The sequence below is a fragment of the Acinetobacter sp. V91_7 genome (assembly GCF_031799075.1).
Lineage (GTDB): Bacteria > Pseudomonadota > Gammaproteobacteria > Pseudomonadales > Moraxellaceae > Acinetobacter > Acinetobacter calcoaceticus.
The window spans coordinates 32,311-50,647 of sequence record NZ_JAVQNT010000020.1; the positions used below are offsets into that span (position 1 = coordinate 32,311).

Annotated in this window: 15 protein-coding genes and 2 pseudogenes; 9 read left to right on the forward strand and 8 right to left on the reverse strand. The window is 37.2% G+C overall.

The window, feature by feature from the left end; translation table 11 throughout:
* The first annotated feature begins 72 nt into the window (after nucleotides 1-72).
* Nucleotides 73-1,323: a low temperature requirement protein A gene (locus RMB03_RS02980; protein ID WP_311073761.1), complete on the forward strand. Its 1,251-nt coding sequence runs from the start codon at nucleotides 73-75 to the stop codon at nucleotides 1,321-1,323.
* A gap of 67 nt (nucleotides 1,324-1,390) precedes the next feature.
* Here RMB03_RS02980 and mpl read toward each other — a convergent pair whose 3' ends face one another.
* Entirely contained in the window at nucleotides 1,391-2,764 is a 1,374-nt protein-coding gene (gene mpl, locus RMB03_RS02985; RefSeq protein ID WP_004640278.1) for a UDP-N-acetylmuramate:L-alanyl-gamma-D-glutamyl-meso-diaminopimelate ligase, read from the reverse strand.
* Between the two features lie 238 nt (nucleotides 2,765-3,002).
* Between mpl and RMB03_RS02990 the strand changes: the two genes are divergently transcribed.
* The 4 genes from RMB03_RS02990 to RMB03_RS03005 all read left to right on the forward strand — a co-directional run bounded on the left by RMB03_RS02990 (nucleotide 3,003) and on the right by RMB03_RS03005 (nucleotide 7,375).
* Nucleotides 3,003-3,365: a DMT family protein gene (locus RMB03_RS02990; protein ID WP_080547845.1), complete on the forward strand. Its 363-nt coding sequence runs from the start codon at nucleotides 3,003-3,005 to the stop codon at nucleotides 3,363-3,365.
* Between the two features lie 361 nt (nucleotides 3,366-3,726).
* A complete protein-coding gene (gene purE, locus RMB03_RS02995; RefSeq protein ID WP_002115451.1) occupies nucleotides 3,727-4,242 on the forward strand; it encodes a 5-(carboxyamino)imidazole ribonucleotide mutase in 516 nt (171 codons plus the stop codon).
* A gap of 9 nt (nucleotides 4,243-4,251) precedes the next feature.
* On the forward strand, nucleotides 4,252-5,373 hold the full coding sequence (locus RMB03_RS03000; RefSeq protein ID WP_311073765.1) for a 5-(carboxyamino)imidazole ribonucleotide synthase: 1,122 nt from the start codon (nucleotides 4,252-4,254) through the stop codon (nucleotides 5,371-5,373).
* A gap of 709 nt (nucleotides 5,374-6,082) precedes the next feature.
* Entirely contained in the window at nucleotides 6,083-7,375 is a 1,293-nt protein-coding gene (locus tag RMB03_RS03005) for a lytic murein transglycosylase (RefSeq protein ID WP_311073767.1), read from the forward strand.
* 61 nt (nucleotides 7,376-7,436) lie between these two features.
* Here RMB03_RS03005 and RMB03_RS03010 read toward each other — a convergent pair whose 3' ends face one another.
* The 6 genes and pseudogenes from RMB03_RS03010 to RMB03_RS03035 form a co-directional block, all read right to left on the reverse strand.
* Entirely contained in the window at nucleotides 7,437-7,811 is a 375-nt protein-coding gene (locus RMB03_RS03010) for a hypothetical protein (RefSeq protein ID WP_003656007.1), read from the reverse strand.
* 101 nt (nucleotides 7,812-7,912) lie between these two features.
* A pseudogene (locus RMB03_RS03015) lies at nucleotides 7,913-8,923 on the reverse strand (M57 family metalloprotease).
* 81 nt (nucleotides 8,924-9,004) lie between these two features.
* Nucleotides 9,005-9,922, reverse strand: coding sequence for a matrixin family metalloprotease (locus tag RMB03_RS03020; protein ID WP_311073770.1), 918 nt, complete (start codon nucleotides 9,920-9,922; stop codon nucleotides 9,005-9,007).
* Between the two features lie 330 nt (nucleotides 9,923-10,252).
* Nucleotides 10,253-12,193, reverse strand: a complete 1,941-nt coding sequence (gene dnaK, locus RMB03_RS03025) for a molecular chaperone DnaK (protein ID WP_003656004.1) — start codon at nucleotides 12,191-12,193, stop codon at nucleotides 10,253-10,255.
* A gap of 118 nt (nucleotides 12,194-12,311) precedes the next feature.
* On the reverse strand, nucleotides 12,312-12,866 hold the full coding sequence (grpE, locus tag RMB03_RS03030) for a nucleotide exchange factor GrpE (RefSeq protein WP_003656003.1): 555 nt from the start codon (nucleotides 12,864-12,866) through the stop codon (nucleotides 12,312-12,314).
* 128 nt (nucleotides 12,867-12,994) lie between these two features.
* Nucleotides 12,995-13,923, reverse strand: a pseudogene (locus RMB03_RS03035) (LysR family transcriptional regulator).
* A gap of 107 nt (nucleotides 13,924-14,030) precedes the next feature.
* On the opposite strand from RMB03_RS03035, the gene RMB03_RS03040 reads away from it, so the two are divergent.
* Both RMB03_RS03040 and RMB03_RS03045 read left to right on the forward strand, forming a co-directional pair.
* Entirely contained in the window at nucleotides 14,031-14,897 is an 867-nt protein-coding gene (locus RMB03_RS03040; RefSeq protein WP_311073776.1) for an MBL fold metallo-hydrolase, read from the forward strand.
* A gap of 391 nt (nucleotides 14,898-15,288) precedes the next feature.
* Nucleotides 15,289-15,519 (forward strand): hypothetical protein, encoded by a 231-nt coding sequence (locus tag RMB03_RS03045; protein ID WP_000733015.1) that lies wholly within the window; start codon nucleotides 15,289-15,291, stop codon nucleotides 15,517-15,519.
* Between the two features lie 166 nt (nucleotides 15,520-15,685).
* Here the strand turns inward: RMB03_RS03045 and RMB03_RS03050 are convergent, their stop codons facing one another.
* Complete coding sequence (locus RMB03_RS03050; RefSeq protein ID WP_132068666.1) at nucleotides 15,686-16,048, reverse strand: hypothetical protein; 363 nt, start codon at nucleotides 16,046-16,048, stop codon at nucleotides 15,686-15,688.
* A gap of 210 nt (nucleotides 16,049-16,258) precedes the next feature.
* Here RMB03_RS03050 and RMB03_RS03055 point away from each other — a divergent pair, with 210 nt between their 5' ends.
* Together RMB03_RS03055 and RMB03_RS03060 are read left to right on the forward strand one after the other, a co-directional pair.
* Nucleotides 16,259-17,329 carry an alpha/beta hydrolase gene (locus tag RMB03_RS03055; RefSeq protein ID WP_311073782.1) on the forward strand — a complete coding sequence of 357 codons (1,071 nt, stop codon included), beginning with the start codon at nucleotides 16,259-16,261 and terminating at the stop codon, nucleotides 17,327-17,329.
* A gap of 157 nt (nucleotides 17,330-17,486) precedes the next feature.
* Nucleotides 17,487-18,038 carry a peptidylprolyl isomerase gene (locus RMB03_RS03060; RefSeq protein WP_311073784.1) on the forward strand — a complete coding sequence of 184 codons (552 nt, stop codon included), beginning with the start codon at nucleotides 17,487-17,489 and terminating at the stop codon, nucleotides 18,036-18,038.
* Nucleotides 18,039-18,337: the final 299 nt, after the last annotated feature.

An 18,337-nucleotide genomic window follows, 5' to 3' on the forward strand; every position in this document is an offset into this window, starting at 1 on the left:
AAGAATTGTCACAAAAATGAAATATAGTTTGTTTGTGAGTAAAGATTAAACAGCTTAGGACGATAATTTTTAATGCGTGATCTAAGCGTTGATATTAAAGTGCTAACGTGTTGGCATTTTATTCGAGATCGTTATTTTATGACTACTCAAGAAAAACAGAAAAAATTAAGTTTGAGGCCTTTATCTCCAAGAGATCCAAAACAGCCGCATAGAGCAGCGACTCCCCTCGAATTATTGTTCGATTTAATTTTTGTGGTCGCGATTGCAACAGCTGGTCAGCAGTTACATCACGCCATTATTGAAAATCATCTATGGCATGCGTTACCAAGCTACTTGATGGTATTTTTTGCGCTGTGGTGGGCATGGATGAATTTTTCATGGTTTGCTTCGGCTTACGATAACGACGATGCGTTGTATCGATGCCTCACCTTTGTGCAAATTGCAGGTTCATTGGTGATGGCAGCAGGCATTCCTGATGTATTTCATAGTCAGGATTTTGACGTAATGATCATCGGTTATGTCATCATGCGAATGGCGTTAGTGACCCAGTGGTTGCGTGCAGCAAAATACGATCCTGCTCGGCGTATTACGGCTTATCGTTATGCAATAGGAATTGTACTGGTACAGATTGGTTGGTTAGTTGCCAATTTTACCCATGTACTTTCGGCCCCTTTATTTTTATTTCTGGCTGCGATGGAGCTATTTGTTCCCTACTATGCAGAAAAATATTCACCTACGCCGTGGCATCCACATCATATTGTAGAGCGTTATGCCCTGCTTACGATTATTGTGTTGGGTGAATCAATTATTGGTAGCTTTAATGCAATCCGTGATGCGCTGACTGCTCAATCTATTAATATTCCTGCCGTTTTCTTAATGATCGGTGGATTGATGCTTATGTTCGCAATGTGGTGGGCTTATTTTGACCGTAGTGAACAGCATCACCATTTGAAAGGTGTGCGCCCGTTTGTATGGGGGTATGGTCATTACTTTGTTTTTGTGAGTATTGCTACGGTGGGCGCTGCGCTTGCTGCTGCTGTGGATGTCACAACCCATCATGCCCATATTTCCGATTTATATATGGGAATAGTCGTTGCGGTGAGTGTAGTGCTCTATACCACCTGCATTTGGGGACTATACGAATTTGAATGTTTAGCAGGAATCAGCAAATGGTTTTACCCTATTACGGCCCTCATCATTTTATGTATTCCGTTTATTTGTAATAACGTGGGATATAGCGTTTTTGCGATGGGTATTGTCTATAGTTTACGTTTAATGGTTTCTAATAAATTTATAGAAAATATAGAGCCAGAGAAGGTTTAAAATGGCTGAATAAAAAAACGGGTTTCAATTTGAAACCCATTTTTTTATTGAATTATCTAAAGCGAAGTTAGGCAGCTTTTGCTTTTAATGCATTCATTAATTTTTGATGTAATCCACCAAAGCCACCATTAGACATAATCACAACCGCATCGCCCTCACCTGCTTCATTGACAATACGTTCAATAATTTCATCAAGTGAACGGCTAACTTGAGCATGGTTAGACGCAGCTTCAATCACGGGTTGTAAATCCCAATCTAAACCTTCTGGTTGATACCAGATGACTTCGTCTGCTAAGCGTGCTGAGTGTGCTAAGCCATCTTTATGACTGCCCATACGCATTGTGTTTGAACGTGGTTCGATAATGGCCCATAAACGGCGTTCGCCTAAGCGTTTACGTGCGCCATCTAAAGTCGTGTCAATTGCAGTTGGATGGTGAGCAAAGTCATCATAAACCTCAATGCCATTGACTGTGCCAAGCAACTCCATACGACGTTTCACGCCACCAAAGTTAGACAAAGCTTCACAGGCTTGTTCAAGCGCCACACCCACATGCTGAGCGGCTGCAATCGTTGCCAAAGCATTAGCTACGCTATGTTGTCCTGTCATGCTCCATTTCACTTCACCAACGACATTACCATTTTCAAGTACTTTAAAATGGCTGCCATCAATTGAAATGAGTTCGGCAGATAAAGCCGCTTTTTCATTCGCTTCTAAACTTGTACGAATGACTGGCGTCCAGCAACCCATTTCAAGTACTTCATCAATATGAGTTTCAGTAATTGGCGCAATGATACGGCCTTCACTTGGAATGGTACGAACAAGATGATGGAATTGCTTTTGAATAGCCGCTAGGTCATCAAAAATATCGGCGTGGTCAAATTCAAGGTTGTTTAAAATCGCCGTTTTCGGGTGATAGTGAACAAACTTAGAGCGCTTATCAAAGAAAGCAGAATCATATTCATCGGCTTCAACGCAGAAGTATTTGCCGCCACCTAAACGAGCGCTTTCACTAAAACCAAGTGGAACACCACCAATTAAAAAGCCTGGGTTTAAACCCGCCTGATCAAGTACCCAAGCCAGCATGGTTGTAGTCGTGGTTTTACCGTGAGTACCAGCTACACCAAGTACATGTTTACCTTGTAAAACGTGGTCAGCAAGGAACTGTGGACCAGAAATATATGGTAGACCTTCGTTAAGCATATATTCCACAGCATCAATACCACGTTTCATGGCATTTCCGACAATCACTAAATCTGGATGAGGCTGCAAATGACTACGATCATAGCCTTGCATGAGGGTAATACCTGCGTTTTCTAACTGGGTAGACATTGGTGGGTAAACGTTTGAATCGGAACCGGTTACCTTATGCCCTAAATCACGAGCTAAAAGTGCTAAAGAGCCCATAAAAGTGCCACAAATACCCAAGATATGCAGATGCATTGCTCGCCTTCTCCACTGCTTCTATACACAGCACGTCAAGTGTCTGCGCGTTCATTATTGATAAATTTGGCAGCAACGATAGCAAGGCTAAACGGGAAAAGATAGTCAAAAATCGTTGTTGTTCTATGTGTTTGAGGCCCTTATAAAAGTACAGCTTTATTTTTTGTATTTAAGCTGAATTACAGTTTTATCTTTTATAATGTTTTGTATCTTTAATAATACTTAAATCATCGTGATGATGAGGGATGTGCCTTTGAGCCCAACGGTTTTAGCTTTTACGCTATTAATTATTTCTAACTGTTTTATGACACTTGCATGGTATGGGCACCTTAAATTTTTGCACCATGCTCCACTTTGGCAAGCGATTTTATTCGGTTGGATTATTGCCTTGCTTGAATACAGTTTTATGATTCCTGCTACTCGTATGCTGAGTGCACAAGGTTGGTTACTTGGTGAAATGAAGATCACACAGGAAGTGGTTACGCTGATTGTGTTTGTACCGTTTATGATTTTCTTGTTTAAACAACCATTTAAACTAGATTACTTGTGGGCGATGTTATGTCTATTTGGCTGTGTTTATTTCGTATTTAGAAGCCAATAATCTGCAATAGCTTGTATTGAATAATTGATTCTATACAAGCTATTATTTTCTAAATACCTGATTATCTTGCTGGGTGTTTACACGCTTTTTTTAGAATTTTAGAAAATTGTTGATCTCTTGGCGTTGGGTTTTCATAGTTAAAAGCATTGATTTCATTAAGCGCGCTATATTAAGAAAATTTGAGAATGTGTCACTGTTAAACCATGACATTTATTTATGAGATTAAAAATATTCGCAGAGCTGGTCAGTTAAATTTTCGTGAGATGAAAAATCAGTCTATAATAATGGGCTTTCGAACCATTTAAAACTTGGCTCTCGTCGAGATTTATCTTCTTTTACTTTTGTCTCTGGAACATTAGCAATGAATGCGGCCGCAGCACAAGACGCTCAACCTCTCGTTGGAATTATTATGGGTTCTCAATCTGATTGGGCAACTCTCGAAAACACAGCCAATATGCTTAAACAGCTTGGTGTCCCATTTGAAGCGGAAGTGGTATCTGCTCATCGTACTCCAGATCGTTTATTTGAATATGCAGAAACTGCGCGTGATCGTGGTATTCAAGTGATTATTGCTGGTGCTGGTGGTGCAGCGCATTTACCTGGAATGTGTGCCGCAAAAACTGATTTACCAGTTTTGGGTGTGCCAGTGAAATCATCAATTTTAAATGGCGTAGATTCTTTGCTTTCAATCGTACAAATGCCAGCTGGTATCGCAGTAGGTACTTTAGCGATTGGTCCAGCAGGCGCGACGAATGCTGCAATTATGGCGGCACAAATCTTAGGTTTAACTCGTCCTGAAATCGCAAAAAATGTTGCTGATTTCCGCGCTGCGCAAACTGATAAAGTTGCAAGCAAAAATATTCCGGGTCAGGTGTAAGAGGCTGAGATGGATAAAACTATCGGTATTTTTGGTGGTGGGCAACTGGGTCGAATGATGGCTCAAGCGGCGTTACCATTAAATATTCAGTGTACTTTTTTTGAAGCAAATACAGATTGTCCAGCAGGTGTTTTAGGCCAAGTCTTTTCTAGCCAAGATGAGCAAGGTTTAAAGCAGTTTATTGAAAGTGCTGATGTTTTCAGTCTTGAGTTTGAAAATACACCAGTTGAAGATGTTGATGTTTTAACAAAAACCAAAGCATTGCACCCTCCCCGTGTTGCTTTAGCGACTGCGCAAAATCGCTTGTCAGAAAAAGCATTGTTTGATGAACTTTCTATTCCTGTTGCGCCGTATCGTGCTGTAGATAGTTTAGAAAGTTTGAAAAAGGCTGTTGCTGAGCTTGGTTTACCGATTGTGCTTAAGACTGCAACTGGTGGATATGATGGTAAAGGTCAGTTTGTACTTCGTTCAGAAGACCAGATTGACACCGCGTGGGCTGAACTTGGTCCTGCAAAAAGTCTAGTTGCCGAAAGCTTTGTTAAATTCTCTCGCGAAGTTTCAATTATTGCGGTGCGCGGCCAAAATGGTGAAGTAAAAACTTGGCCATTGGCTGAAAATCACCACCATAATGGCATTTTATCGCACTCAATTGTTCCAGCACCGAATAGTGAAGCTTTACAGCCTGTTGCTCAAGACTACATTACACGGTTGTTGAATCACCTCAACTATGTTGGTGTGTTGACTCTAGAGCTGTTTGTGACAGAACAAGGTTTGTGTGCAAATGAGATGGCACCACGTGTGCATAACTCAGGTCACTGGTCAATTGAAGGCGCTGTCTGTTCTCAGTTTGAAAACCATATTCGAGCTGTTGCAGGTCTTCCATTAGGTTCAACAGACGTTGTTCGCCCAACGGTCATGATCAATATTATTGGTCAGCATCCTAAAACTGAAGATGTACTTGCCTTAAATGGTGCTCATCTACATCTTTATAACAAGTCTGAACGTGCTGGCCGTAAATTAGGTCATATCACTTTAATGCCTGTGGATAGTAATGAATTGACGACCTTATGCCGTCAATTGGCGAAAATTTTGCCAGAACCACTCGCTCTAACAGCAGATATGACCTTCTAAAAGTATTTCTAATTCTCTAAAAAGCGATCTTCGGATCGCTTTTTTTATCTTTTAAATTTAAAAAATAATAAATCATAAGTATTTTTGGGTTTGTGGATAACTTTTTACGTGAATTTTTGAATTTAAATATTGGTAGTGTTTTTAAATTTAAAAAGTGAAAACAAGTTTTTTACATTGTTTTGAATTTAAAGTTAGTTATCCACAAGAGGATTTGATTTATACTATGCGGTAGAGGTTGTGTTTTTTGAATTCAAAACTAATGGTGATTGTTGAAGTGTTTTAAATTCAAAATAACGTGGCTGGTTTGAATTTAAAACATGGGTTAACTTTTGAATTTAAAAATACAGATTGTCGGTGATTGGATTTGCTGTGTCATAAAGAATGACGAAATATAGAAAAGAATCAATAAATAGTACTGTTTTTGCTTGGTTGTGGATAAGTTTATCCACAGAAACACATGTTTTATAGTTTAAATTTAAAATAAGGTTTTTGAATTTAAACTATACGCTATTATTTTGAATTCAAAACTAGTGATGCACTTCGCAGAAGTTTTAAATTCAAAATAAAGTGGAAAATTTGAATTTAAAATACGGGAAATGAATTTAAAGAAGAGATTATGAATTCAAATTTACGTTTTCTCTCTGAAATTTTAGACTCATAATGGTATGGTACTTAAAAATTTAAATTCAAAAATTGAAACTGGGATAATATGCGACGTTTTTCTTGTATTGTTGGCTCTGTATTTTTAGCAATGACTCAGGCTCAAGCAGAGCTCGTAATTAATGGTTCCACAATATCTAACAATGCCACTGTTCCGACAGTGACTAACGAAAATTATACGCCTAATAATAATTTCCAAAGTTGTTTGGCAAATTTACGCTCTCAAGCGATTGCTGCCGGAGTCTCTGGTACAACCTATGATCGTTATACTCAAAACTTAACTCCAGATTATTCGGTTATTGATAAGTTAAATTATCAACCAGAATTTTCGACGCCTATTTGGGATTATCTTTCTGGCTTAGTCGATGAAGAACGTGTTGAGCTTGGAAAACAAAAGTTGGCGCAATATCGCGATGTTTTAAATCGTGCTTCTCAAACTTACGGCGTACCACCAGAAACAATTGTGGCAGTGTGGGGTGTTGAAAGTAATTTTGGTGATATTTCTGGAAAATATCCTTTATTACAAGCACTCGGAACTTTAAGTTGTGAAGGTCGCCGACAAAGTTATTTCCGTACTGAATTTTTTGCCACCATGCGTATTTTACAGCGTGGTGACTTAACTGAAGATCAACTGAAAGGTTCATGGGCTGGGGCATTTGGACATACGCAATTTATGCCATCGACCTATGAACGTTTAGCTGTTGATTTTGATGGAGATGGTCGTCGCGATTTGGTGTCTAGTACAGTTGATGCATTGGCTTCAACGGCTAATTTCTTAAATAAAGCGGGTTGGCAAGCAGGAATGCCATGGGGTTTCGAAGTAAAAGTTCCCCAAGGTATGTCAATTGATGGAGAAGGGCGACGCTCAAAGAAAGCTTTAAGTAGCTGGAGTGCGCGAGGTGTTACTCGAATTGACGGCTCTCCACTTGTTCAAGGGACTTTATCTAGCAGTACTTCGGCAGGTTTAATGGCACCAGCAGGCGTAAATGGTCCAGTATTCTTAGTATTTAAGAATTTTGATGCTATCTATAGTTATAACGCTGCGGAAAGTTATGGTCTTGCAATTGCTCATCTATCTGATCGTTTAAAAGGCGCTCGTCCTTTTGCGACATCTTGGCCAACTGATGATCCAGGAACTTCACGTGCAGAACGTCGTGAAATCCAACAGTTTTTGATTAATCGCGGCTACGATATTGGTGCGGTTGATGGTCTTATTGGGGATAAAACCCGTGTGGCTATTCGTCAAGAGCAAACTCGTTTAGGTTTAAATCCAAGCGGACGAGCAGGGCAACAAATCTTACGCGCATTCCGTCAAGAACAAGCCAAAAAAATGATGCAATAAACTGAAAATAATAAAAGGTCTGCACATGCAGACCTTTTTTATAAGTACTTGTATAAGATTGCTAATCTAATTTAACCGCTTCCAATATATCAAAAATAACTGAAGTGACATCTTGGCTTAAATCTCGATCATTAAAGATTTCATATGCAGTGATCGTAACATCTGTATCACTTGGTAATTGCTTTTGTTCTTCTTCGATTAAATGTTCAATCGGTAGCAGAGTCTGTTTCACTTCAAGATGCAAAATATCTTTATATTCAATATTTTCATCCTCAAGCTCGATTTCATGCTCATTGAAAAAGGGGATTAGAATAGAATGAAGATACGGTTTGATTTCAATAATATCAAACAGTTCAATATCGCGTGTTTGTTCAATTGTGCTGATATGATCATTTACTTCAATCAGGATATGATAGTAACTCATCTTGATCTCCATGCTATTTTCGTTAGCTCTTATGACCACAATAACATGACTTTGATATGAATTTCGATGTATCTATCTAGAAATAGATACATCATTTTATATCAAGTTCTTAATTATTGAGGTAAAGCACTCAATAGATCACGATCAGCATCAGTAAGGCCAGTGATTTTTTTGTCACCATCTTTACGAACTGAGTACATCAATGCATTTGGTTGATCACTGTGTTTTAAACCAAGCGCATGTCCTAACTCATGAGCAATCGTTAAACGTAAATCATCAATAGACTTAAACTCATAAATCACGATTTGTTTGCCGTTGTAGATACCTTTTTTAAAGACATCCGCTTGAGCATTTTGCTTAAATTCGTTTAATGATTCATTAAACTTATTATTAATCTGATTAAAGTGAGTAACTTTAGTATTTAAATCTTTAGCTTGCTCATTATATGCAGCAATTTCTTTCTTTAAAGCAACAGTTTGCTTTTGCAAATCTTTCTGGGTTTTAGCCAAAGATTTAGCACTGTATTCAGATGCTAATTTGCCTTGGTTAAGTTGCATCATTTGCTGGTCTAGATTTTTCAATTTTCCATTCAAAATCTGCTTTTTATTTTCAAGGTCAGATTGAGTTTGACCTAGGGTTTGCTTTAATTGCTTAATTTGTTGCTGTTCATCAATTACACGTTGCTGTTCTTGCTGGAACTGAGCTGCAATTTTTTGACGCTGTTCAGAACGACTTTGACCATTATCGTAAACTAGGCGAATTTCTAACTTTGCATTTGGATCATAAGTAAAATAATCCTGCTCAGTACCTTGTTTCCAAATATCCGCAGCTTGTTGGCTAATCTGAATCAATTGATCTTGGCTCAAACCAAAACGTGGGTCAATTTCAGCAATTTTATAAGTCAGATGCTGACCTGTTTTTTGCTGAATTTGAGTATGAGCTGGGGTGGCAAGATTAGCATTGGCTTGAAAATTAGAAAAAGCAAAGGCCACGCCTAGTAACAAAGATGTTAAACGCATAATAGAAGAGGGGGAGATTTAAAAAAAACGTATTATAAGAATATAAAGTGAAAAATCAATCAAAAAACGTACAATTCTGATAAATAAATGAGACTTTAGTCTCATTTATTTTTACCAAATGCAAAATTATTTTTTAGAAAAAATTCAATATGTTTTGTTTTATTTAGTTTTTTTAATCATTTAACTTTAATGATTTTCCTTAATTGAACTATAAATTGAGCCTAATAACTCTAAATCGGAATCTGTTAATTTGAAATTATGAATATCTTGCTCTTTTAAACGGGGGTACATTAAAGATTTAGGATCGGTGGTATGTTTTAGTCCTAAAGCATGGCCAAACTCATGAGCAAGGGTCAAACGTAAATCATTTAAAGAAGCATAACCGTAAATTTGAATTTGGTTTTGACTGAATAAACCTTTATGAAAGGTCTGAATACTGGCTTTTTGTTCTAGCTTAAATTGTGTCATTAACGTTGTTAAATCGCTTTGCTCTTGATTTAGTTCTTTGATTTTTATGTTAAGTAGTTGAATTTTAAAATTTAAATTATTTGATTCATTTTGCAAATTTCCAGATATTTGCTGTAGTTGATTTTGCCGCTCTTTTAATTCATCGGCAAGATAGTATCGATGTTCCCCTTGGTTAAAGTCTGTTACGTCACGTTGATAGTGTTCAAATTCAGCTTTTAAACTGATCCTTTTTTTGTTTAAATCAGATGATAGTTGGTCAATTTCTTGTTTGTTTAAAATAATCTCTTCATTTTTAATGCGCCATTGTTTCTGCTTTTGCAAAAGAGCATTTAAATTTTCCTGTTGTTCACTTTTAATAATTTGATGATCATCATAAATTAAGTTAATTGATAACTGTGCTTCTGAATCATAAATAAAATAGGTTTTTCCAGTCTCTTTGTGCCAGATTTCAGCAGCTTGTTGGCTTACTTCAATAAGTTGTTCTTTAGTGAGTTGAAACCGTGGGTCAATAAAAGCAATTTGATACTTTAAAGGTTGATGAGATGAACCAATTGATAAATTACTTTGAGCAAAGATCGTCGTTTGTAAGCCTATGCATAAACACAAGCTAATTCCCCACCATAGAAATTTTTTCATGGCAAAATAAAAAATATAAATAAATCTTATTGTTAGCTACTTAATCAACTTCGTCAAAATGATAAAAAATGCAAGAGAGTAGTCGGTGTTTGTGATCTTGGTAGAAAAATTTAAAAAGATGTTTTTAGACTTGGCAATAATGGAATAATTAATGTAATAAGTAACAATGTATTTTTCTTTATAAAATCTTTTTTATAATTAATAGATTATTTTTTATCATTGATCTTTTTGACATCAATTAATTAAAAAACTCCCTTAAAAAATCATTGTTATTTTTTTGTAACTAATAAAAAACCGCGCCTAAGCGCGGTTTTTTATTAAAGAAACAAATTATTTTTTGTCATCTTTAACTTCAGTAAACTCTGCATCTACAACGCCATCGTCAGCTTTTTGTTGACCTGCATCGCCACCTTGGAATGCATTTGGATCAAAGCCTTCTGCACCACCAGCTTGCTGTGCTTGTTCATAAGCACGTTGAGTGATAGGCATTAAGATGTTTTGTAAAGCTTCAGTTTTTGCCTTGATATCTTCAACATCATTTTCTTTTGTTGCTAATTCAAGTTCAGAAACTGCAGTGCTTACAGCTGTTTTTTCATCTTCAGTAACTTTATCACCAAGATCTTTTACAGCTTTGTTCGAGCTTGAAATTAATGCATCAGCTTCGTTACGAGCTTTTGCAAGTTCTTCAAACTTACGATCTTCTTCAGCATTCGCTTCAGCATCTTTAATCATTGCTTCGATTTCAGCATCAGACAAACCTGAGTTTGCTTTAATCTGGATTGATTGCTCTTTACCAGTGCTCTTATCTTTAGCAGATACTTTCAAGATACCATCAGCATTGATGTCGAAAGATACTTCAATTTGTGGCACACCACGTGGAGCAGGTGGAATGTCGCCTAATTGGAAGTTACCCAACAATTTGTTTTGTTGAGCCATCTTACGCTCACCTTGGTAAACAGAAATGTCTACAGCAGGCTGGTTGTCAGCAGCAGTAGAGAACACTTGTGATTTCTTCGCAGGAATCGTCGTGTTTTTCTCAATGATTGGTGTTAATACACCACCCATTGTTTCAATACCTAAAGTTAATGGTGTTACGTCTAATAAAAGAACGTCAGTTTTGTCACCAGACAATACCGCACCTTGAATCGCAGCACCAATTGCAACTGCTTCATCAGGGTTCACGTCTTTACGTGGCTCTTTACCAAAAAATTCTTGTACTTTTTGTTGTACAAGTGGCATACGAGACTGACCACCAACCAAGATCACGTCAGAGATGTCAGAAGTCGAAAGACCAGCATCTTTAAGCGCGATACGGCAAGGCTCAATTGTACGAGCAACTAAATCAGCAACTAAACCTTCAAGTTTTGCACGTGTTACATTGATCACTAAGTGTTTAGGACCAGTTGCATCAGCAGTGATGTATGGAAGGTTGATTTCAGTTGCATTTGATGAAGAAAGCTCGATTTTTGCTTTTTCAGCAGCTTCTTTCAAACGTTGTAACGCAAGTGGGTCATTTTTCAAGTTCACACTTTGTTCTTTCTTAAATTCTTCAACCAAGAATTCAATTAACGCGTTATCAAAGTCTTCACCACCAAGGAAAGTATCACCATTTGTTGATAACACTTCGATTTGCTGGTCGCCATCAAGGTCTGCGATTTCAATGATTGATACGTCAAAAGTACCACCACCTAAGTCGTAAACAGCAATTTTACGATCGCCTTCTTTTTTGTCCATACCGAACGCAAGTGCAGCAGCAGTTGGTTCGTTAATGATACGTTTAACGTCTAAACCAGCGATTTTACCCGCATCTTTAGTTGCTTGACGTTGAGCATCGTTAAAGTAAGCAGGAACAGTAATAACTGCTTCTGTAACTGTTTCACCTAAATAGTCTTCTGCAGTTTTCTTCATCTTTTTCAAGATTTCAGCAGAGATCTGTTGAGGCGCTAATTTTTTATCGTTTACTTCTACCCAAGCATCACCATTGTCAGCTTTGATGATTTTATAAGGTACAAGGCCGATGTCTTTTTGTACCGCTTGATCTTCATAACGACGACCAATTAAACGCTTAATAGCGAATAATGTATTTTTCGGGTTAGTTACTGCCTGACGCTTAGCACTTTGACCCACTAAGATCTCGCCATCTTTATAAGCAATGATCGATGGAGTTGTACGTGTGCCTTCAGCGTTTTCGATTACTTTTACTTTATCGCCTTCAAGTACAGCAACGCATGAGTTGGTAGTACCTAAGTCAATACCAATAATTTTTGCCATGTGACGTTTTCCTCAAAAATTCTTTTGCAATGTTTTTGCTTGTTATCCGATATGAGAGTGAATCTATTTTTTTCAAGCGTTTTAGCGAAAAAAAATCTAAAAACTCTCAATTTTTTATTTATTGACCAACCATAACCATAGCAGGGCGCAATAAGCGACCATTTAAGGTATAGCCTTTTTGTAAAACGGTACCGATTTCATTCGCTTTAGCGTCTGGGGCAATGCCCACTGCTTGATGTAAATCTGCGTTGAAACCATTTTGAGTGTCAGCTTCTACAACACCAAATTTTTCCAGTGTAGTTAATAGTGACTTCAAGGTTAACTTAATACCCTCAAGTACAGGAGTTTCTTCATCACCCGCTGCTTGAATCGCACGCTCTAGATTGTCTACAGAATCCAGCAATTCTTTTGCAAATTTTTCAAGCACAGTTTCCTTATGCTTCTCAGACTCACGTTGAATACGCTCTACACTTTTTTGTGCTTCGTAAACAGCATTCGCTGTACGTGCTTTTTCAAGTTTAAGGCTTTCTTCTAATTTAGTGATTTGCGCTTGTAAAGATTCAACGGTAACGTCGTTTGCTTGCTCTCCACCTTCAGCCTGAGTTTGCTCATTAGATTGCTCTGCTTGCTCGTGTTGAATGTCTTGAGCTTGCTCATTTTGCTCATTAGCCATTGATGATCTCCGTTTAAATGGGTTTTTAAACATGTACAGTCCTTTTTGGCATCAGTATTTACTGTGTAAAATCTGAACTGCCATGCATATGCTGTAATTCATTAATAGGTATGAAGTATGGGCACTGCCTAAAAATTCAAGCGTACACGACAATTTAAAGCTTTTAATTTTGCGGTTTTAAGTAAAAATCTAAATTTTCGATCATAAAAGCAATAAATTCCTGCGTTATTTTGGGTAAATGTTGCCTAGATGCATATACCACCGACAAACTTAGCTCTGGCGCTGAAAAGTTTTTAAATAAAGGAACTAGTCGTTTTTCTTTTAAATCTTTTTTAACTAATAGTGAAGGCAACATAGCTACACCCTGAGCATGTAGACACATATCATAAACAGCATTTACATCATTACTTTTAAAGGTGACGTTTAAAGGATAATTCTGTGGTTGTTGCTCTTCATCAAAAAGAGTCCAGTATTGATGTTGGCTGTGGTGAGCTAAACATTCGTATTGAATAAGTTGTCTTGGGTGAGAGAGAGGGCTGTGCTGTTTTAAATAGTCTGGATGAGCACAAAATACCGATTCGATCTGACAGACTGGTCTCGCAATTAATCCATCTGCAACTTTTTGCGTTATACGCAAAGCTAAATCGACTTGTGCATCAATCAAGTCAATTGTATTTTCAGTAAGATATACATCAAATTGAATATGTGGGTGTTGCCTTTTAAATTGACGAATACATTCCCCAACACCTAATTGAAATAAAAATAAACCACAAGTAAAACGAATCGTACCGTTATGTTGTTCGGGTGCTGCTAGCTCTTGTAAAAGTTGTTGTTGTTGTAAAATATTTTCGCAGTAGAGTAGAGCTTTTTCACCTGCTGGAGTGAGAGATATTTTTCGGGTATTCCGCTGAAATAGGCGAGTTGAGAATGTATGCTCTAGGTGTTCAAGATAGCGAGAAACCATGGCACGGGAATAATTAAGATGTTCTGCGGCTTTGGTTAAATTGCCATGCTGAGCAATAGAAACAAAGACTTGTATGGCTTTTAATGTGTCCATCTGCTTTATCATTATTACAATTTATGCAACAGTTTATCTTAATTTAGTGCATTTACCTTACAGAAATTGCAATTTAAAGTATTCCTTATGAAATTGGAGAATACATAATGAAATTTTTTAAATTAACTGCTTCGGCCCTAGCAACTGCTACAGCTTTGACGATGGCTTCCTCAGCTTTTGCACAAGATCTAAAAATCCAAAGTTTTCTGGCTAAACCAGAACATTTTGGGGTGACTTCTACTTTAGTTGAAGGTGATAAAGAAGTTCTATTAATCAATGCGCAATTCTCAAAATCTGAAGCATTACGTATTGCTGCCGATATTCTCGATAGAGGTAAAACGCTAAAGACAATTTTCGTAAGTTATGGTGATCCCGACTATTACTTTGGTTTAGATGTATTTAAACAGTACTTCCCAAATGTACAAATCATCGCAACTCCGGAAACTGTTAAACATATTCAAGATACTCAAGCGCTTAAAGTGAAGTATTGGGGACCACAAATGGGTGCAAATGCGCCTAGCCAAATTATTGTGCCTCAAGCTTACACTGCTAAAACTTTAAAATTAGAGAATGAGTCAATTGAAATTAAAGGTAAGAAAGAACTCACTTATTTATGGATTCCTTCTTCAAAAGCAGTAGTCGGCGGTATTCCTGTATCTTCAGGTATTCATTTATGGATGGCAGATACACCAAAAGTTAAAGACCGCAATGAAGTAATTCAAACTTTAGAAAGCATTAAAGCACTACAGCCTCAAACAGTTGTTCCAGCACATATGGTTGAGGGAGCTCCACAAGGTTTGGATGCAGTTAACTTTTCGATCGACTATCTCAAGAGCTATGAGAAAGCGGCTAAAGTAAGTAAAAATGCTAGCGAATTGAGTCAGCTCATGCAAAAACAATATCCAACATTAAAAAGTGTGGATAGCCTCGAGTTAGGTGCAAAAGTTGTAAAAGGTGAGATGCAATGGCCGTAATTTAAAACGGAATAAAATAAATTTTTAGAGAAGCCGTGGTCTATACCCGGCTTTTTGAATGGGAAAAGGAATTTTTAAGCAAAAAACCTCTGTAACATTCTACGCACCTTATATAGCATTTCTATAAAGAGAATTTTTTTGAGTAGAGTAAAAGGCTAAGATGAAAATTAAAAATTAATAAAATTAAACAAAAGCTTAAGTTACTACTTTTATATAAAAGATAGAGCTAAGAGTAGGGAAGGGAATTTAATAAAAAATTGCACAATTTGTACTTCTATTACTACAAAAGACAACCAATGATACGCACGCCAGAAAAAAAAATTGTGAATTATAGGCAGCGCGAAGATGAACTTTGCATTTAAGTGTTTGTCGTAATGAAAGGAAAACGATTATGAAAAAATTAGGTCTTATCTCTGTAGTACTTGCTGGTGTCGCTTTTACAGCTGTTGGTTGTGCATCTGAAGCTGGTTTAAATGCATCAGGTTCTGCTCAAACAAGTGCTAGCCCATCTGGCGTACAAGCTGGTGTAGGTGTTGATGCTGGCGTTTCTGGCCAAGCACAACCAGGTCAAGTTGATGCTGGTGCTTCAGGTTCAGTTTCAGGTTCTGCAACTGCTCAGTAATTCTTAGCGATAAGAACAGTTAAAAGGTTATAGAGTCATATATTTAAGATGCCGATTTATGTATGAAGTGAGCTGCTACTCATTACTCTATAATTAAGAGAGTTTAGAATTCTCAAAAAAGCCCCAAAAGACGTAGCTTATTGGGGCTTTTTATATAGTAAAGAATTTAGTCATCATGACGAGGATCTCGACGATTATGATCTCGATCTTCTACTCGTTTTTTATCCCACTCGTGGCGTCTTTTATCGTCATCACGGTGTTTTTTATCCTCGTCATGGCGTCTTTTATCCCACTCATGGCGGTTTCGGTCTTGTTCGCGAGCGTCTCTCCGTTGTTGTTCATATAGTCTTTTACGCTCTTCCCAACGCTTCCGTTCCCAATCACTATATCGACGTCCATCATTGCGATCATAGCGATTAGTATCTGGGTAACCATACCCACCACGATAAGAAGGGTCATCCGTATAAGCCACACAGCCTACAGTTAAAAGACTGGTTGCTAATAAAGTAACAACTAGTTTTGTTGACATAATCGTACCTCTTTTTGTCTGTTAACAATAATTGGCAAAAACTCCTGCTTGAAACGACAGATTTGTTAATGACATTTGCTTTAAATCAGATTAGCGTAATTTAGTTTTTACCTTTGTATCTTGATTACATGAGTTGTATGCGAATATAGTCAAACAGCAACAGAATTCTGTAGAAAATATGAAGGATAAGAGGAATTCATGGAGATAGGCATGACAGCATTTAATCAAAAAATTCAAATATTGCTAGATAAGGGCCAAGGGCCCGCTGCTCGAGCTCTTGATAAGTTACCTCGATTAGCTCAAGAATCACTTGCCAAAATTCTTGGGTATTCTTACCAATATCCTGACTTGGACTCATTTACAAAATGTCTGATGGCTGTACAAATTAAGCAGGGGCGTATCGGTTTTATTGGTCCAGATCCAATTGAATCCAGAAGGCAGTTTGATACGCAAATGCTGGCTATACGTCAGAAATCAACGGATATTGATTCCGTTGAAGATATTCGTTTACCTCTTCAAAGTGGAACCGTTTTCGCGAGACATTATCATCCAGCACCTAATAAAAAATTACCTCTTCTTGTTTTCTATCATGGAGGGGGATTTGTTGTGGGTGGATTAGATACTCATGATGAGGTGTGTCGTATATTGGCAAAATATGCAAAAGTACAAGTACTCAGTATCGATTACCCTTTAGCACCTGAGGTTTCTCCTCAGCATTTAATCCAGTCTTGTGAAGATGCTTTGGCTTGGGTATATCAAAATCGTAGACAATTAAAAATATTAAAAGGTCGAATTGCGGTAGCGGGTGATAGTGCAGGTGGAAACATCAGTACAGTCGTGGCTCAACGATCAGTAAATAAACCTTATGCTCCACAGGCACAACTTCTTATTTACCCTACAGTCGACTTCAAGAGCCGACATCCATCCTTCTATGCCTATAACGAAGGATTGGTTTTGACAGATAAAGATATCAATAATGTCACTCAATATTATGCAACCCAGCATAATGTAGAATTAGACGATCCTATTATTTCTCCAACCTATGGCAACTTGAAGAAGAATCCACCGGCTTTTGTGATTACTGCTGGGCATGACGTATTACATGATGAAGGGAAAATCTATAGCTATAAGCTACGCCAAAATGGCGTCAAAATGCATTATGAAGAATACTCAGATCAAACGCATGGATTTATAAATCTGACGCCTATTTCTAAAAAGGCCAAACGTTACACCATTGAGTTCAGTAAAAACTTTAGAAAATTTTGGGATAAAAATAGCTAAATAAAAGTTTGGTCCATGTTTCACGTGGAACGTGGACTCATACTCAAATCTAAAATATAAGGCTTTAAATAAAAGATAATAAATACTCACTAGAATTCTTTTATATAGACGATTAAATTTAACCTTTATTAAGTTTTGCATTTTACTGTAGGAAGATATGAAAAAATTATTAATGCTATGTTGCTTGGGTTTAAGCAGTCATTCAGTCTGGGCTGACACTTTAGTTGAAATGCAAACAAATTTAGGCAACATAGAAATACAACTTTATGATGAGAAAGCCCCAATCAGCGTCAAGAATTTTAAAAGCTATATAAAGTCGAACTTTTATAAAGATACGATATTCCATCGCGTAATTCCTGGTTTCATGGTACAGGGTGGTGGGCTTACTGCAAATATGCAGGAAAAGACCACTCGAGCACCAATCAAAAATGAAGCTGGAAATGGGATTGCTAACACACGCGGAACCTTAGCGATGGCTCGTACCGCAAATCCTGACTCTGCTACTAGCCAGTTCTTTATTAATGTCGTAGATAATAATTTTCTAAATCGCTCTGCTGGTAATGCTGGTTATGCAGTTTTCGGAAAAGTGATTAAAGGAATGGATGTGGTTGACCGTATTGTAAAAGTACCGACAATCACTGATGGAATGCATCAGAACGTTCCTAAACAACCTATTAAGATAATAGAAGTGAAAATCAAAAAAGAATGAAAATAAAATATTTTAATATTTATTGTTTATTATCAATAATTTAAACTAATATTTTTGCTTTTTTTAACTTTGATTGGGTGAAAAAGAATCGATCAAACACATATATTTAGAAAAGTGCTTGCGTACCATTTTTTTTTCCCTATAATGCACTCATCCCGACGCGATACATGAGAATATCTTAGCTTACAGGGTTGAGATGAAAAGCTTAGTATTGTGTTGAATTCTGTCTCTGACGAAGAGCAGAAAGATCATTAAGAGATTATGAAGAACAACTTGTGTGGATTTTTACTGATTGATTG

Bases quoted from the DNA above. Each gene is read 5' to 3' on its own strand.
- RMB03_RS02980 (WP_311073761.1), top strand. From the start codon at position 73: ATGCGTGATCTAAGCGTTGATATTAAAGTGCTAACGTGTTGGCATTTT.
- mpl (WP_004640278.1), bottom strand. From the start codon at position 2,764: ATGCATCTGCATATCTTGGGTATTTGTGGCACTTTTATGGGCTCTTTA.
- RMB03_RS02990 (WP_080547845.1), top strand. From the start codon at position 3,003: ATGAGGGATGTGCCTTTGAGCCCAACGGTTTTAGCTTTTACGCTATTA.
- purE (WP_002115451.1), top strand. From the start codon at position 3,727: ATGAATGCGGCCGCAGCACAAGACGCTCAACCTCTCGTTGGAATTATT.
- RMB03_RS03000 (WP_311073765.1), top strand. From the start codon at position 4,252: ATGGATAAAACTATCGGTATTTTTGGTGGTGGGCAACTGGGTCGAATG.
- RMB03_RS03005 (WP_311073767.1), top strand. From the start codon at position 6,083: ATGCGACGTTTTTCTTGTATTGTTGGCTCTGTATTTTTAGCAATGACT.
- RMB03_RS03010 (WP_003656007.1), bottom strand. From the start codon at position 7,811: ATGGAGATCAAGATGAGTTACTATCATATCCTGATTGAAGTAAATGAT.
- RMB03_RS03020 (WP_311073770.1), bottom strand. From the start codon at position 9,922: ATGAAAAAATTTCTATGGTGGGGAATTAGCTTGTGTTTATGCATAGGC.
- dnaK (WP_003656004.1), bottom strand. From the start codon at position 12,193: ATGGCAAAAATTATTGGTATTGACTTAGGTACTACCAACTCATGCGTT.
- grpE (WP_003656003.1), bottom strand. From the start codon at position 12,866: ATGGCTAATGAGCAAAATGAGCAAGCTCAAGACATTCAACACGAGCAA.
- RMB03_RS03040 (WP_311073776.1), top strand. From the start codon at position 14,031: ATGAAATTTTTTAAATTAACTGCTTCGGCCCTAGCAACTGCTACAGCT.
- RMB03_RS03045 (WP_000733015.1), top strand. From the start codon at position 15,289: ATGAAAAAATTAGGTCTTATCTCTGTAGTACTTGCTGGTGTCGCTTTT.
- RMB03_RS03050 (WP_132068666.1), bottom strand. From the start codon at position 16,048: ATGTCAACAAAACTAGTTGTTACTTTATTAGCAACCAGTCTTTTAACT.
- RMB03_RS03055 (WP_311073782.1), top strand. From the start codon at position 16,259: ATGACAGCATTTAATCAAAAAATTCAAATATTGCTAGATAAGGGCCAA.
- RMB03_RS03060 (WP_311073784.1), top strand. From the start codon at position 17,487: ATGAAAAAATTATTAATGCTATGTTGCTTGGGTTTAAGCAGTCATTCA.